14 protein-coding genes are annotated in these 15,905 nt (G+C 63.3%); 7 read left to right on the top strand and 7 right to left on the bottom strand.

Features of this window, described 5'->3' with window-relative positions:
* Positions 1–25 precede the first annotated feature (25 nt).
* Positions 26–1,276, bottom strand: coding sequence for a hypothetical protein (locus HMPREF2734_RS00310; RefSeq protein ID WP_070421965.1), 1,251 nt, complete (start codon positions 1,274–1,276; stop codon positions 26–28).
* 89 nt (positions 1,277–1,365) lie between these two features.
* Between HMPREF2734_RS00310 and HMPREF2734_RS00305 the strand changes: the two genes are divergently transcribed.
* The 3 genes from HMPREF2734_RS00305 to HMPREF2734_RS00295 are packed head-to-tail and all read left to right on the top strand — an operon-like array spanning position 1,366 to position 5,488.
* Entirely contained in the window at positions 1,366–3,027 is a 1,662-nt protein-coding gene (locus tag HMPREF2734_RS00305; RefSeq protein WP_070568465.1) for a glutaminase, read from the top strand.
* A gap of 48 nt (positions 3,028–3,075) precedes the next feature.
* Positions 3,076–4,320: an ATP-binding protein gene (locus HMPREF2734_RS00300; protein WP_070421966.1), complete on the top strand. Its 1,245-nt coding sequence runs from the start codon at positions 3,076–3,078 to the stop codon at positions 4,318–4,320.
* Positions 4,321–4,330: 10 nt separating this feature from the next.
* Positions 4,331–5,488 carry an alpha-amylase family protein gene (locus tag HMPREF2734_RS00295; protein ID WP_070568146.1) on the top strand — a complete coding sequence of 386 codons (1,158 nt, stop codon included), beginning with the start codon at positions 4,331–4,333 and terminating at the stop codon, positions 5,486–5,488.
* Here HMPREF2734_RS00295 and HMPREF2734_RS00290 read toward each other — a convergent pair.
* The 3 genes from HMPREF2734_RS00290 to HMPREF2734_RS00280 all read right to left on the bottom strand — a co-directional run bounded on the left by HMPREF2734_RS00290 (position 5,467) and on the right by HMPREF2734_RS00280 (position 8,127).
* On the bottom strand, positions 5,467–6,033 hold the full coding sequence (locus HMPREF2734_RS00290) for a hypothetical protein (RefSeq protein WP_070568143.1): 567 nt from the start codon (positions 6,031–6,033) through the stop codon (positions 5,467–5,469). The genes HMPREF2734_RS00295 and HMPREF2734_RS00290 overlap by 22 nt on opposite strands.
* 47 nt (positions 6,034–6,080) lie before the next feature.
* Complete coding sequence (locus HMPREF2734_RS11430; protein WP_083307990.1) at positions 6,081–6,653, bottom strand: excalibur calcium-binding domain-containing protein; 573 nt, start codon at positions 6,651–6,653, stop codon at positions 6,081–6,083.
* A 160-nt stretch (positions 6,654–6,813) separates the two neighbouring features.
* Positions 6,814–8,127, bottom strand: coding sequence for a M20/M25/M40 family metallo-hydrolase (locus HMPREF2734_RS00280; RefSeq protein WP_070568137.1), 1,314 nt, complete (start codon positions 8,125–8,127; stop codon positions 6,814–6,816).
* A 41-nt stretch (positions 8,128–8,168) separates the two neighbouring features.
* On the opposite strand from HMPREF2734_RS00280, the gene HMPREF2734_RS00275 reads away from it, so the two are divergent.
* Complete coding sequence (locus HMPREF2734_RS00275) at positions 8,169–8,762, top strand: TetR/AcrR family transcriptional regulator (protein ID WP_070568134.1); 594 nt, start codon at positions 8,169–8,171, stop codon at positions 8,760–8,762.
* Between the two features lie 11 nt (positions 8,763–8,773).
* Positions 8,774–10,132 carry an AMP nucleosidase gene (gene amn / locus HMPREF2734_RS00270; RefSeq protein WP_070568131.1) on the top strand — a complete coding sequence of 453 codons (1,359 nt, stop codon included), beginning with the start codon at positions 8,774–8,776 and terminating at the stop codon, positions 10,130–10,132.
* Positions 10,133–10,274: 142 nt separating this feature from the next.
* Here the strand turns inward: amn and HMPREF2734_RS00265 are convergent, their stop codons facing one another.
* Positions 10,275–11,156, bottom strand: coding sequence for a hypothetical protein (locus tag HMPREF2734_RS00265; RefSeq protein ID WP_070568128.1), 882 nt, complete (start codon positions 11,154–11,156; stop codon positions 10,275–10,277).
* A 36-nt stretch (positions 11,157–11,192) separates the two neighbouring features.
* Between HMPREF2734_RS00265 and HMPREF2734_RS00260 the strand changes: the two genes are divergently transcribed.
* Together HMPREF2734_RS00260 and HMPREF2734_RS00255 are read left to right on the top strand one after the other, a co-directional pair.
* Entirely contained in the window at positions 11,193–12,125 is a 933-nt protein-coding gene (locus HMPREF2734_RS00260) for a Sir2 family NAD-dependent protein deacetylase (protein ID WP_070568125.1), read from the top strand.
* Complete coding sequence (locus HMPREF2734_RS00255; protein WP_070568122.1) at positions 12,122–13,261, top strand: glycosyltransferase 87 family protein; 1,140 nt, start codon at positions 12,122–12,124, stop codon at positions 13,259–13,261. The genes HMPREF2734_RS00260 and HMPREF2734_RS00255 overlap by 4 nt, the downstream gene beginning before the upstream one ends.
* A 764-nt stretch (positions 13,262–14,025) precedes the next feature.
* Here the strand turns inward: HMPREF2734_RS00255 and HMPREF2734_RS00245 are convergent.
* Positions 14,026–14,778 carry a hypothetical protein gene (locus HMPREF2734_RS00245; RefSeq protein WP_083307988.1) on the bottom strand — a complete coding sequence of 251 codons (753 nt, stop codon included), beginning with the start codon at positions 14,776–14,778 and terminating at the stop codon, positions 14,026–14,028.
* Positions 14,778–15,842: an ROK family transcriptional regulator gene (locus HMPREF2734_RS00240; protein ID WP_070568119.1), complete on the bottom strand. Its 1,065-nt coding sequence runs from the start codon at positions 15,840–15,842 to the stop codon at positions 14,778–14,780. The genes HMPREF2734_RS00245 and HMPREF2734_RS00240 overlap by 1 nt, the downstream gene beginning before the upstream one ends.
* Positions 15,843–15,905 lie beyond the last annotated feature (63 nt).

Below are 15,905 nucleotides of genomic sequence, written 5' to 3'. Positions count from 1 at the left end.
TCGAATAAACACGATTATAGCCGTTTTAAAACAGGTCGCGTGTTGCGGAGTCGATGTCTTGGATGAGGAAACAGTTTGAATACGGCAGGTCCTCCGCCTCCCCGAACGTGTCTAAAAAGTCCACAGCGAAGTGGTTCAACAGCGGAGCCTGGTTCTGTTGTTGCCGCCCGCGTAGCACCACCCGGGCAAATCCGATGTCTTGCTCCCTAAACGACTCGAATAGCGCGTCTTTCAACGCGTCCGCCTCCGGTGTGTTGCTGGTGGGGAAACAGACACGAAAGTCACGCGGGATCCAGTGGTAGATGGCATTTGCGTACTCGAAAATCAGGTCGGGATCGGTGGTGGACGTGAGTTCGTCGTAAAGCAAACGCGCGGGTGCCGCGGAAGGGTTACGGGCCACAACGTGATGTAGCGATTCGCCGACCGCAGCAACGAGCGGGCCCGCAGCGGGGGATTCGACCAGTAGGCCCGTACACTCCTGGGCGCGGGCGCACGACAAGTAGTACTCGACCGCGCTCGTGCCGCAGCCCACCAGGCTGTCCAGGTAGTCGTCGATGCCGACGCGCACATCGCGCAGGATCTCGTGTGGCAGCTCCGTGCCGTCGTCGTCCACGTCCACCCGCAGAGATACTCTTCCGAGGGGAAATGCGCGGTCGATAAAGACCAGTGGGACGGTCTCCTCCGGGACCATGTCCAGTGAAAACACCTGGCGTCCTTCGCGGACGAATTCGTCTGCGGTGAGTGAGCCGATACGCACGCTAAACGTGTCGGGGTCGGGCAGGCGCATGATGTCGAAGTCGGCGGGGGACTGGGTGTCGTCGACAATCGCGTACTCGGTCACTCCTGGGATCGGCCGCGTCAACGGCTGAGGCATCACCGCGCGGAGCTCGTCCCAGGCGCCGTCCATCGCGTCTTCGATATCGAACTCACCCGCAAGCTGCGTTGCGTACCGGGCGAGAGAGTGGGCGTAGACAAACCGGGGTTCGACCCGTTCCAACTGCTCCATCGCCTGCCGCAGCGCGTCGAGGTAGAAAAACTGATCGGAGACGTGCATGTCGGCTGCGTCTCCCGCCAGGTCAAAGCACTGCCGCGCATACGCGAGCGTCGCGTAGTCCATGGGAGTTTTAAAACCACGGGTCGGGCGTGGTTTCCAGACCGCGAAGAAGTCGTCCATAAAAGCCTGCACGTTGTGCAGATCGCGGTCGTTCAGATCGCCCCAGATCTTCCACGTAACTTCAAGGCCGTGTGGGCGGGCGGTGCCACTGTAATCGCTCATGAGGTGAATCTAACCACCGCGCACGACACGAGGCGAACAGGTGTTCGAACATGTTCGAATGTGTCGTGCTCGGGCCTACACTTGCCACCATGCCTTCGCCAGTGACTGAATACCTGCACGACATCGTCGAATCGGTGCGTGACCACGACTCCGGCCACCGCGCCGACTACATCGACGTGCTCAAACACGCCGACCCCGACAAGCTCGGGCTTGCGTTGTGCACCGCAGACGGACAGCTTTACGCGGTCGGGGACTGCGACTACGAGTTTTCCATCCAGTCCATCTCCAAACCGTTCGTCTACGCGCTCGCGCTGGACATGTACGGGCCCGACGAGGTCCACACCCACGTCGGCGTCGAGCCCTCCGGCGAGGCCTTCAACGCACTTTCGCTTGACGACGAAGGCCGCCCCGCCAACCCACTTATCAACGCCGGCGCCATCACCGTCAACCAACTTATCGGCGGCCCCGACATCCCCGTGGAGCAGCGCAGCGAGAAACTCCGCGCCTACTTCTCCCGCCTTGCCGGCCGCGAACTGAGCATTGATCAGCGGGTATTCGAATCCGAGAAGGCAACCGCCGACCGCAACAAGGCGTTCGCCCACATGCTGCGCGAAGCGGGCACGATTAGCGACGATGCCCACGAGGCCGTCGCCTCTTATATCGCCCAATGCGCCATTCTGGCCACCGTGAAAGACCTCGCCGTCATGGCTGCCACCCTTGCCAACGCTGGCATCCAGCCGGTCACCGGTGAGCGCATCGTCTCGGCGGAAGCAGCTCGCCTCGCCCAGGCAGTCATGGTCTCCGCAGGCATGTACGACGCCTCCGGGCGCTGGATGGTCAACGTCGGCATCCCTGCGAAGTCAGGCGTGGCCGGCGGTTTGATCGGGACGTTGCCAGGCCAGTTAGGTATTGCGTCGCTAAGCCCGCGCCTGGATAAACAGGGCAACTCCGTGCGCGGCGTGAAAATCTTCCGAGAACTGTCCAGCTCCATGGGGCTGAACCTGCTGTCGTCGAACTTCTACTTCGCGCCGGGCATCCGTCGCATTGAACGCCGCGACGACGCCGAAATCGTCGAACTGCAAGGCATGATCACGTTCACCTCCGCCGAAAGGATCCTGCGTGGTCTTTCCGAGCGCCGTCTGACCAGCACAAACCTCATCCTTGACGTCTCCGGCGTGACCGCGTTTAACAAGGCTGGCCGCGACCTGATCAAAGACGGTCTGATGCAGTACCGGGACGAGGGCTACAACATCTCCATCTACGACCCGGACCACACGCTGTCGGACTACGAGTTCGCCGACGGCACCACCGCCCAAGCCATCCGCGACTTCACCGCCTCCTTCTCCGTCCCGGCCACCCGCGAAGAGGTCTACGAGGCGATCACCAAACCCAAAACCTGGTGGGACGAACGCGTCGAAGGCGACGCCGCCGAACAAGGCTCCGAGTTCCACTACTCTGACGACGACCGCTACGTTGGCTTCTCCGTCAAGGAAGCCGACGACGGCAAGCGCATCGTCTGGGATGTCGAACCCACCGACAACCCCAAAGAGGACCACGAGTGGGACGACACCTCCCTCATCTTTGACATCGAAGAGGACGAATCCGGCAAAACCAAGGTCAACTTCACCCACCGCGGCATGCGCCCCCACGACAGCGGCTACGAAGAAATTGCCAAGGAGTGGCGCGAGCGCATCGCCAAGGGCCTGCAGCCGCTCATCGGGCGCGGGGAGGAAAATTCGACCGATTCATGACGGAAAAAACGACCGATTCACGACGGAAAATTGGTATGGTTCGTGTCTATGGGATACCTGCAACGGGCCGTAGACACCCAACTTGACCAGCTCCTTCCGTATGCGTCTGCTATTGCGGTTGAGGGGCCGAAAGGTGTCGGCAAAACCGAAACTGCGCGCCGGCGAGCGTCGACGGTGCTCAAGCTCGACACGGATGAGGGTGCCGGAGTTCTCGCCTCGGATCCGGCGTTCACCGCAAGCCCTGATGGCACGATCTTGATCGATGAATGGCAGCGCCACCCCGAGTCCTGGGATTACGTCAGGCGGGCGGTGGATAATGGTGCTCCCGCCGGGCGTTTTCTCCTGACCGGCTCAGCCACTCCCGTAGCCGGGACTGATACTCACAGCGGAGCAGGGCGCATCTTGTCAATGCGGATGAGACCGTTGGCGTTGTTTGAACGGCGTGGCTGGGAGTCGTCGATAAGCATGCGCGAACTTTTTCAAGGCGACGCAACCATCGCAGGCGAGACCGACAAAACCCTGAAAGACTACATTGACGCGATAGCGTCCGGCGGCTTCCCGGGGTTCTATGAAGCGCCACCGGTACTCCGCAACCAGCAGCTGGACTCCTATCTCACCCGTGTGGTGGATCGCGACCTCCCTGAGCAGGGCTACACCGCGCGCAACCCAACAGCGTTGATGAACTGGCTAGCGGCGTACGCAGCAGCCAGCTCCACGACGACGAGCTACCAGGAGATTCTCGACGCAGCCACGCCCGGACAAACCAACAAACCCGCTAAATCCACGACGATGGTGTACAGAGAAAAACTCGCCGAGTTGTGGATGCTGGACCCCGTGCCAGCTTGGGATATGCGACGCTCCCCGTTCGCTGGCCTCGCGAAAGCACCGAAACACCAGCTTGCGGACCCAGCGTTTGTCCTGCGTCTGCTGGAGATTCCAGCTGCGAAACTCACGGGGCGGTTTAACTATCTGCTCGGACCACTGTTCGAGTCGCTCGCCACCCTCACCGTGCGGGTAGCGGCGCAAGCATCCTTCGGTACCGTCGGCCACTTCCGCACGGTCAAAGGGGATCGAGAGGTCGACCTCATTGCGCAGGACCAAGACGGTGCGATCGTGGCATTGGAGGTCAAACTGGCCGCCAACGTGGGTGACGACGACGTCAAGCACCTGCTTTGGTTGCGCGAGAAACTCCCGGACGATGTTGTGGACGCGGTGATCCTCACCACCGGCACCCGCGCCTACCGCCGCCCCGACGGAATCGCGGTCGTACCGCTGGCGCTGCTCGGTGCGTAGGCTCGGGCACATGTTGGATCGCACAATCTGGTGGCACGTCTACCCGCTCGCCGCGCTCGGCGCGCCGATCCGCGACACTAAAGATGCCGCACACCGCCTACGCGGACTCGAGGCGTGGCTGGACTACCTGGTCGAACTCGGCTGCAATGGCCTGCTGCTCGGTCCCATTTTCGAGTCGGTCACCCATGGCTACGACACCCTCGACCACCTGCGCATTGACGCAAGGCTTGGCGACGACACCGACATCGACTGGCTTATCAACGCCTGCGCAACCCGTGGCATCAACATAATGCTCGACGGGGTCTTTAACCACGTGGCCCGCACCCACCCTTGGGTTGAGCAAGGTCTTGCCGGCGACACGGACTGGGAGGGTCACAACGAACTGGCCGCACTCCACCACGACGAGCGAGAGATCCGGGATGCGGTCGTCGACATCATGTGCCACTGGCTGCGCCGCGGCATCGCGGGGTGGCGCCTCGACGTCGCCTACGCCGTCCCGTCCGAATTCTGGCGCGACGTGCTCTCCCGCGTTCGCGAGGAGTTCCCTGACGCAATGTTCCTCGGGGAGGTCATCCACGGCGACTACGCAGAGATCGCTGCGGCCGGCACGCTCGACGCAGTCACCCAGTATGAACTGTGGAAAGCCACCTGGTCATCGCTTGCCGACGCCAACTTTTGGGAACTCGCCCACGCCCTCGAACGCCACCCCGCCGACCTGTTGACCAACACGTTCATCGGCAACCACGATGTGGACAGGATCGCCTCCACAGTCGGACCCGACAAACTGATCCTCGCCGCCGCGATTCTCATGACCGTGCCCGGCATGCCGTCGATCTACTACGGCGATGAACAAGGCTTCACCGGCACCCGCGGCGAGGGCTGGTCTGCCGACGACGCCGTCCGCCCCGCCCTGCCAACCACCCCGGCCGAACTCTCACCACTGGGTGGGTGGATTTATGCGGAGTATCAGAAGCTGATTGGGGTGCGTCGCCGCAACGCATGGCTCACACGCGCACGCGTTGAGGTGCTGGACAAAACCAACGAAACGATCTCGTTTACCTGCACCGACGGCGAACACACCCTCCAGACTGACCTGTGGCTTGCCCCCACGCCCGGCGTGCGCATCCACGCCGATGGTGAAGAGCTCTACAGCTGGATGTTGAAGTAAGCCAGGATCTGCGCCAACGCGTCCTGCAGCATCTTCAGCAGGTCTGGCAGCTGCAGCGTGGTTACGCCAGCAACCGGCACATCAAACGACGGCATGCCCGCCGGCGTGAGGTTCACACGCTCCGGGAACTGCGGCTGGATGTTCAGCTTCGGCTGCTGCTTTGGCTGCGGGGCTGGTTGCTGGGCAGGTGCTGGCTGCTGCGCGGGCGCGTTTTGCTTCGGCGCAGCGTTGTTGGCGTTGTTGGAGTTGGTGTTGTTGCCGCCGGTGGTGCCTTTGAGGCCGCAGCGGTTGGCGGCTTCGTCGACACGCGAAAGCGCATCCAGGATCTGCGGGCCGCGACGGTCGAACATCGCGATCGTGCGCGCCTGGCGGACTTTCTGCTGGTAGTCGGCGTCATTGGTCCAGTAGCGGGAGGCCTGGTCGCAGGAGATCGGACCCGCGGGCAGCTTCGCCAGGGTGTCGTCGATGGCGTCAGCCTGGGCGGTCGGCGCGGCGGCGATCGTGCCGGCCAGCGCCGCGGTCATAGCGAGAGTACGAAACTTCATGCGGGACAGTATGTCACGGATGGGGCAGATGTGACAGGTGGGAAGAGCTACTTCGGGCGCCTTTCGCATCCAATCCCGTCGCCATCGCGGTCTAGGTGGGAGCCGTAGCCCGGGTCATTGCTTCGAATGGGGCGTCCCAAGTCGCTCCAAACGGCGCGGCAGTTCGGGTATGTCCTCGACGGCGCGGGTGCCGGGGCAGGCGCCGGCCGTTGCACCGGCTTCGGAGTAGGGGCTGGAGCGGGCCGCGGTGCAGGTTTGGGTGCAGGCTTCGGAGCGGGCTTCGGTGCTGGCTTTGGGGCGGGCTTCTTCGGAGCGGGCTTCGGTTTCGCGTGGCAAGGGATGTACTTCGGTGCAGGGTTCGGAATGAATCCCTCTTTCATCGCCCAGCATGTGCCAGCAGCGATCGCTCCGTACACGGCAATGGCGCCAGCAAGTCCAAGCGCGATCTCAAGCGGGGTGTATTCCTCTTCGATGGCGGGGTTCTGCTCGGGATTTGCAGTAGTCGTGACTGGGGTGGCTGTCGCGGTAGTGCTTGGTTCCACGGCTTCGACTGCGGGTGCTGTTAACGTTCCGGCAGTGACGGCGCTGGCGACAAGCGCCGCTACGAGAGTTTTCTTCATGCGTTAAGCATCCCACGTGAACACCTTTCATTCATATGCAGGTCTCGATATGCGTAATCCCAGGTCAAGAGGTTTTCGTGAAATTGTGGCCGAAATTCGGAAAACGCGGTGACCAGCGGTTACGCATATCGAGCCCTGCATATGAACCGAAATGGCGGAACTACGCCCCGACGAAGCGGCGGATCAGGGAACGGTACGCCCGGACCGTGAGGTCGACGTCTTCAAGGGAGACGGATTCGTCGTGGCTGTGGAGCTCACCTAGAACAGACCCCAGCGTTTCGCCGCGCCCGTGGAGGGCGAATCCGTAGCCGACGCCACCTTTACGACGAGCAAAGCGCAGGTCGGATCCACCCGCCGCGATCGTCGGGACGACGGGGACGTCGGGGAAGAATTCGTGGAAGGTGTCCACGATGGCGTCGTAAAGCGGGCCCGAGGTGGGGGAGACGGTGCCGGGTTCGGTGATGAGGTGGGTGATCTCCACCTCGTCGGCAAGGTCGCCGAGCGCTTCCCGCAGCAGATCGTCGATCTCTTCTTGCGTTTGGCCAGGCAAGGGCCGGATGTCGAGCTCCATCCAGGCGACGGACGGCAACACGTTGATCGCCTCGCCGGCACGCAGCACGGTGGGGGAGATGGTGAGGTGGCTCATGGCGTGGGAGTAGCTCTGCAGCTGACCGAACGTCTCGTAGCCTTCGCCCCGAAGCAACGCCTTTTCGGTGTCGGGGTCGAATTTCCAGGCGCGGACGTAGCCCTCCCAGATGTCGTCGCTACGCACTTCGGGCGTGATGGTGGCGATGCGGCGCGCGACCTCACCGATCTTGGTTACCGCCATGTCGCGGCCGAACGGCGCGGAGCCGTGGCCGGCGTCGCCATGCACGGTCAAGCGGCGCTGTGCGGCGCCCTTCTCGCCGACGACGATCACGAGCGCGTCGGAGCCGTCGGACACAGGCAGGTGGGAGCCGCCCTCCTCGGACAGGCAGTTCGCCCAAGGGAACGACGCGTTCTCCGAAAGCCACGCCGCGCCGAGGCCACCGCGGGCCTCCTCGTCGGCGCATCCCACGAAGGTCAGGGTGCCTTTGGGTTGCGTGCCGGAGAGGGCAACGTCGCGCACAGCCGCCGCCATCGCTGCGGTGATGTAGAGCATGTCGGTGGCGCCGCGCCCGTACATGCGGCCGTTTTTGATCTCACCCCCGAACGGGTCAACTGTCCATTTGTCCTCGTCGACGGGCACGACATCGGTGTGGCCCAAAAGGGTGAGTGGCTCGGCGTTGGGGTCGGTGCCTTCGATGGAAAACGCTACGGAAACTCGACCCGGATGGGGTTCGAAGCGTTCGACGTTTACACGGGTATCCCCGAAGAATTCCTGCAGCGTGCGGGCGTTTCTTTCCTCGTGTCCAGAATCTGCCGTTAGGTTGTTGACGCATCCATTTCTAATAAGGGCATGTAACAGTTCCAGAGTGTCATCGGTTAGGCTCATACCACATAACACTAATGTCGGAAATCTTTTGGAGACATGGGATGACTGAAACTACCCTCCCGGGCCGCCGCTCGGACAGCCAAGACCCGCGCGCGCTGCGCACTCGCAAGGCGCTAATCGACGCCACCATGCGCCTTCTCAACGACTACGAGGTCGCTGATCTGAATGTCTCGCAAATCGTGAAAGAAGCAGGCGTGAGCCGTCAGGTGTTTTACCAGCACTTTGAGGACCGCGACGCCCTCGTGCTCGCCACCGCAGCGCAGTGGGTCTTGGCGGCCTACGGCAGTTTCGCGGAACGATTCAGCATTGACAAGAACTTTGAAGCGTCGGTCACTGCACTGGCGCAGGCGACCGCTGGTCACTACACCGCCGCCGTGCGCATCATCGACTCGCCGATCCACAGCCTCCTGGACAACCAGGTCTACGAGGTCATGCTGCCCACCATGCGCGAACAGCTCCTGCCGCGCACCCGCGACTGGAAGGGCGGTGTGACCGACGAACTCATCGATGACATGGCCCGGTTCTACATCGCAGGCATGCAGCAACTCATTGAGCAGTGCATCCGCGAAGGCGTTCCCGTAGAGGAGTTTGGTCGCCGCGCCGAAGCCGTGCGCCGCGTGCTCATTCGTGAGTAGCCTGGCGGGGTATGAACCAGGTACGTGAGGTCGTCGAAAAGCTAAAAGCCCTGTACAACGCGTCGTGCGACATCGCACGCGCCGGAGACTTCGAACGCTACGGGGAAGTGCGCTACCCCAAACTCACCGTCGAAGTCCGCGAATGGCGCCCCATCGACCGCTCCAAAACCTTCGGCTACGTCGACGAAGCCGGCACCTACTCCGCCGTCCTCTCCCGCCCCGACCTGCTCGAGGACTACCTCATCGCCCAACTCGAGGCGCTGACCTCGAACTATCCGTGCTCCATGCGTGTGGAGTACTCCGATATCGTCATCCCGCCCGCCTACATCAAGGGCACACCGCCTATCGACGAAACACGCAACCTGCCCCGACCCGCCCTCGACGACGTCCACGACGCCATCGTCGACGGCCACTGGGACGCCTTCCACGGTCCGGAAAAACCCCTGTTCCACTTCGGCCCGCAACGCTTCGACCTCGCCATCGCGCGACTCGAGCACTACACCGGCATCGACGTAGACACCCTGCAGCGCTACATCCTGTTCACCAACTACGCCATGCACGTCACCGAATTCGTGCGCTTCGGCCTGCGTGAACTTTCCGACCCCGACTCGCGCTACACCCGCCTCGTCCTCCCCTCCGGCGAAACAGTTTCCGACACCGTCGCGCTCGAAGACCTGGAGCTGGGGTCGAAGTTCCAGATGCCGCGCTACGACCTGATCACCGAAAACGGCGACGGCATCACCATGATCAACATCGGCGTCGGCCCCTCCAACGCCAAAACCATCACCGACTCGCTGGCCGTTCTGCGTCCGGAAGCGTGGATCATGATCGGCCACTGCGCCGGCCTGGACGCCCGCATGCGCATCGGCGACCTCATCCTCGGCAACGCCTACGAACGCCACGACCACGTTCTCGACGACTACCTGCGCCGCGAACTGCCCATCCCCGCCGTCCCCGAAGTGCAACGCACCCTGGAAAAGGCCGTGACCAAGGTCTACGGCGACGACACGTCGTTGATGCGCACCGGCACCGTCCTGTCCACCGGCGACCGGAACTGGGAGTGGAAAGACCCGCAGGACCTGTGGGAATGGCTCCGGGGATCCACCGCCGCAGCCGTAGACATGGAGTCCTGCACCATCGCCGCCAACGGCTACCGTTACCGCGTCCCCTACGGCACCCTGCTCGCGGTGTCCGACCTGCCGTTGCACGCTGTGCCGAAACTGCCCGCCGGCGCCCAGGCGTTCTACTCCAACTCGAAGGAAGCCCACGTCATGTGTGCCGTGCGTGCGATGGAGAAGCTTGCCCGGCGCCCCGAACGTCTCCGGACCCGGAAGCTGCGCCGCACGATCGGTGAGGTCCCGTTCCGGTAGGCCCTTCGCGCTTCATATGCAGGGCTCGATATGCGTAACCCCTGGTCACGGCGTTTTGCGGAAAATTGGCCGAAATTTCTGAAAACGCGCTGACCTGCACTTACGCATATCGAGCCCTGCATATGAACAAAACCCCGCACACCTAACGGCCAAGTTCGAGGCGCGCCCGCACCGCCCCGACGAACTCCTCGGGGTGCTCCTCCAGGTAGCGCGGCGCGTACCGGAGCAGGGGATGGCCGGCGTTGCCGAGGCGGTCGGCGCGCGTTTTCTCGTCGAGAAGTGCCTTGTGCGCAGGGCCGAAGGTGGTGTCGTCGTACTTCACGCGCCCATCGATCTCAACTCCCAACCACCCGTTAATCAGCAGGTCAACGCGGTACCTCCACCGGGTGAGTGTGACGTTGGCGCGGACGTCGGTGATGCCGGCTTCGATGAGCAAAGCGCGCGCGTAGGCCTCGGGTGCGGATTCGGACAGGGTCGACGCGTGCTGCGCGGCCAGGCGGGCGGCGGGTTTGCCTGGGAAGCGCGGCTCAGTTTCGACGAGGTGCTGAAGCTGGGCCGGTGTGAAGCCACCGCGTTGGACGAGCCAGTCTGCGGCGACGAGTGCGTGGGTGAAGCCGTCGAGGCGGGCAATGTCCAGAAAGGTTTGCAATGGTGACGTAGTGGACATGGCTTCCCCGCGGCGGATCCGGGAGGCGGGGAGTGTGCGTTGCACGTAGCGTACGCCGGCGGGCCATGTTGAGCGCCGCGGCACCGACGGCAACACCAGCGCGACCTGGTCTAGCGGCGTGTTCACGACCCACATGTCGTTGAGGTACGCGGAGGCGCGACCGGTGATCACGGCGGCGTGGACGGCAAGGCCCGCGCAGTAGGCCCGGGCCCAGTGCTGCTGGTGGACCTTCAAGGCGTCGTACGAGCGGCGCGCCAGCGCGTGTGACGTGGATAGGCGAAGCAGGTCGCTGCTGAGATATGTCTGCCCCCGGACGTCGACAAGGTTGGTTCTGATTTCGGTTTTCCATTCCCCCATGCAGGAAATCCTAGGTGGTTTGTACACTGCCTGGCGATGGAAACTTTCTTCGACGACCCCGCGATTGCGATGGCGCATCGGTCCGCTGTGCGTTCGATTGAGCGGGTGGTCAAGGAAACGGCAACGCCGACCCCGAACGCGCAGCAACGCGTCATAGAACAGTTAAGGAACCCAAAAACGCTGGTCATCACGGGCGCGGGTGTGTCGACGGATTCGGGCATTCCCGACTATCGCTCCGAAACCGGCCGTTTGACCAAGGGCCGTCCGATGACGTTTCAGGAGTTCGCGCATTCGCCGCGTCAGGTGCGTCGGTATTGGGCGCGTGCGTTCGTCGGTATGCAGTTCATGCGGGCGGCGCGGCCAAACCGGACGCATTTTGCGCTTGCGGAGTTCGAGCAGGCCGGCCTGATTCGTGGCATTGTCACGCAAAACGTCGATGGACTGCACACACAGGCGGGCTCGCGAAACGTGATTGCGTTGCATGGCGATATGGAGCATGTGGTGTGCCTGGACTGCAATGTGTTGCATGAGCGATCGCTTATCGACGACCTCCTCACCGCCGCCAACCCCAACTACTTCAATTCTGTCGAGGTGGTCGGGACGATGATCAACCCGGACGGCGACGTGGAACTGCGCCAAGAGGACGTGGAGCGCTTCCGCATGATCACGTGCCCGAACTGTGGTTCGGAGCGCCTGAAGCCTAGCGTGGTCTACTTCGGTGAGAACGTGCCAAAGGCCACGCGAACACTGGCCGACCAGTGGCTGGCGGAGTCGACGGGGGTGGTTGCGATTGGCACGTCGCTTGCGGTGATGAGCGGCTACAAGTTCATCCTGGATGCGAAGAAGCAGGGCAAACCTACCGCTGTGATCAATGGCGGGCCGGGGCGTGCGGATACGAAGGTGGACACGCTGTGGCGCACTGACGTCGCTGACGCCATGGATGCGATCCTGGACGGGCTCGACTTGTGATTCTCCTGCTCATTGTTGTTGCAGTAGCGGTTTATCGTTACGTCACTACGCCGTTGGAGACTGCGTTTTCCACCGCCTACCCAAGTGATCTCCACGTCTACGTGCTGGGCGGGCAGCAGGTGAAGGACCACCTGCCGCTCTATGCGCACGACCTGTTGCCGGGCTTGCCGTTTACGTATCCGCCGTTTGCGGGCGTGGTGTTTTCGTGGCTGCCGACCGAGGAGTGGTTCGGCGTCGCCTGGAAGCTGGCCAGTGTGGTGGTGTTGGCCGGGGTGGTGTGGGGGTCGTCGATAAGCAAGAAGCACGTGGTGCCGCTGGTGGCCTTTTTCGTGCTGTGCACGGAGCCGGTGCAGGGCACGCTGTACTTCGGGCAGGTGAACCTGCTGCTCATGGGGCTGGTGTGCCTGGATTTCCTGCCGAAGAACAGGCTGCCGGGCATCGGGACGGGCCTGGCTGCGGGGATCAAGCTCACGCCCGCGTTTTTCATTGTGTTGTTGATCTATCAGCGCAGGTGGGGAGCAACATTCGTTGCCGCGTTCACGTTTGTGTGCACTGCGGCGAGCGGGATGAATGTGGTGGACGCGCCGAACTTTTGGACGCGCGCGATCTTCAGCACGCAACGGATTGGGGTGGACGAGAATCCGGGGGCGCAGTCCATACGCCAAGTGCTGGCCCGCGCCGGGATGGATTCGACGCTGCTGTGGCTCACGCTGTGTGCCGCCGTGACCATCCTTGCGCTTCTTGCTTGTCGACGAGCCCCCGCACCCCTCGCCGTCTCCTTCATCGGCCTGACCGCGTGCCTGGTTAGTCCGTTTTCCTGGTACCACCACTGGGTATGGATCGTGCCGCTTGGCGTGTTCGTCTTCGAACGCTACGGCTCGGTGGCGCTCATGGTGCTGATGGCCCCGTACGCTTCGGTGGTGCTCTGGCCTGGCGCCCCGCAGTTCCTTTACATTGCCGTGCCAGTGCTCTTTATGGCGTGGTACGCGCTACCCTCGGGTTATGCGCATCCGTTTATACGCCGCAGCGACCGCGGCAGCCACAGCACTCGTCCTCGCCCCAGCAGCCTCCGCCGACCCGGCCCCCGTTACCGGCGTGGAACTCAACCAGCCCGCCGACCAGGTCATCGCGCTTGAGACGAAGTTCAACCTGACCAACGATGCGGAAACCGGCATCAGTGAACTGCGCAAGCTCCGCGGCGACATGTGGGACCAGAACGTGCCATACGACGGAAAAACGCTCCGCACGGTTGCTGCAGAACAGGGCCTGGATACCCGCGAGAAGTACGTCAACGCGGTGCAACTGGACACCGGCTACAACCTGATCGCACTGCAGCGTGCGGTGGAGGCGGCGAAGAAGTTCGCGCACGTCCGCCCGTTCAACGCAACGTGTACGGACAACTGCGGCCCGGAGGACACCGCCACCATCGGCGGCAAAGGAGGCTGGGGCGCGAACTTGCACAGCACGGCTAACATGAGCCGCGCCATGCAGGGGTGGGGCTATGGCGAGCTGGCGGACCTGAAGCGTCTGAACGGCAAGTGGTCCGACGACAAGAACAGCATGACCGGCCACCTGCACACGTTCCTGAACCCCACCGTGACTCGTGTCGGTTTCGCCGGTGCGGTCACCGCTGAGGGCGAGGCATCGGCTGCGGTGGTGGGATACAAGCCGACCGACGTGGAATCCATGCCGCAGGGTTCCCAGAAGGTGGTTCTGCACCGTCCGGCGGATGGCAACGAAACCCCGAACACCACGCCGAAGAAGTTGGTCTTCGCGGGTGTCGGCGATAAGTCGCCGGACGACGTGCGCCGGACCGTGGGCATTGTGTTGACGGTGCTATCGATCCTGGCTGCAATTGTGAAGTTCATCGAGCCATACCTGCGCCCGATCGCCGATAAGTTTATGGGGCGATAGCCTCGGCGACTTGGTCGAGGGCATCCATGGTGTCCTCGTAGCTGCCGTCGGCGCTGCGCGCGCCGATGGCTACCCCAACGTTTTTGATCCAGCCGAGTTGGCGGGTGTGCCAGGAGCCGTCTTCCTCCACGTCTGACCAGCCGCCTTTGAACGGAACCCCCAACTGGCCGAGCCCGTAGGCCTGGTCTTCGGTGATGTTGCGCATGTCCGCCAGGACGGGTTGGGATTGGTCGCGGGTGCTTAAGTAGTGGGCGTATTTCGCCTGGTCGGCGAACGTCCAGCTGGTGGTGCCAAACGCGCCGCGCACGTTGACGTGCGGCCCGGCTTTTTCGATTTCCTCGCCGACGAGTTTGGCGGCTTCGAGGTCGTCGCCCATGCAGTCCCATAGGGCGCGGGCGGAGTCGTTGTCGGACCATTCGATGGAGGCCTGGGTGAAGTCCGCGATGGTGGCGTGGTCGTATTCGCAGTGCCGTTCGGCGGCGCGTGCGATGGGGATTTTGATGGTGGACCAGGCCGGCAGGGTGTCCAGGGAGCCGGCTTGGGTGAGGGTGGTGCCGTCGTAAAGAGCGACGCCCACCTCGGTGTTTGTCGCCTCCTCAATCTTTGCGACGACCCCCTCAAGGCCCTCATACTGCTCCTGCGAATGCGTCGGTGCTGCCTCGGTCTGCAGCGGCTTAACGGGAGCCTCTGCGGAGCAGCCGGCCAGCAGTAGCACGGCAACCCAGGCGACCTTGCGCATTACGCCCCCGCAACCGCCAGGGGCTCGCGAAGCACGTAATCCAACGCCACGGCGCGGGCGATGTCGCGCACCACATCCTTGTGGCTAGGGATCAGGCGCAGATCGATGGGCCCGGAGATGTGTTCGCGGACGGTGCGGGCGAATGGGGCGGAGGCGAGGGGGTCGTCGATAAACGCACTGCCTGCGACAACCACCGTGTTGGGGCAGTGGTCGGAGCACAGCCCAGCCACGAGCGTGCCCAGGCCGCGGGCGCGGCTGTCGAGCGCGGAACGGGTTGCCTCCCCGGCGTCCTCCACCGCCTGGCGCAGGGTGCGGATCGTGGGCACATCGATGGCGTCCAGCAGGCCCTGGGTGGTCAGCTCGCCCTGCTCGACCTCGATGGGGTTGACCCCTTCGGGGCTGGAGATGGCGCAGGCGAGGGAGTCGTCGGCAAACAGCGCCATCACCGACGGGGTGTCCAGGTCCGCGGTGGATTGCATCTCAGAGCCGACAATCGCGCTGGAAATCGAGGTGACCTGCACCGGCACGGAGAACTGCTCGCGCATCTGATCGCCGATGTTTACCCCGTCCCACCCCAGGTTGGGGGCGTAGACGTCGCCGCTGCCGCGCACCGTGCCGGATGTGGTCACGCCCACGGTGGCGAGCGGGCGGCCGACGCTGGTGGTCAGTTTGTTCAGGCCGGCCATGATGTGCTGGATGAAGTCGTCCTCGCTCATACGCGAGACCGGCAGGTCCACGTCCACGCTGCGCAGGGTGCGGCCCTTGAGGTCGAACAGGGCGATGTAGGTGGAGTCGGTGCCCACGGACACACCCGCGTGCGTTTCGGTGGTTTCGGCGAGTTCGAGGGGGATGGTGGGCCGTCCGCGGCCTTGGGATTGGGTGAGGTCGTTGCGTTCGGTGACGTATCCGGCGTCGACAAGCGCCGCGATTGCGCGGGTGACAGTGGGCTGAGACAGGCCGGTCGCGCGGACGAGCTCGCTGCGGGAGGTGAGTTCCTGCAGGCGAATGAGGTGCAGGCATTTCGCCGCGGGGGTACGAGGACGAGAAAACGAAGCCCAAGCCATAATGAATATATTTACTGGATGGTGCGACGAATTGTCCATTTGGCCAGCTCCTATACAATCGCC

Source organism: Corynebacterium sp. HMSC055D05, assembly GCF_001810365.1.
Taxonomy (GTDB): domain Bacteria; phylum Actinomycetota; class Actinomycetes; order Mycobacteriales; family Mycobacteriaceae; genus Corynebacterium; species Corynebacterium coyleae.
Note: the sequence above shows the minus strand (reverse complement) of the source record. Positions and strands in the feature narration are given on the sequence as shown.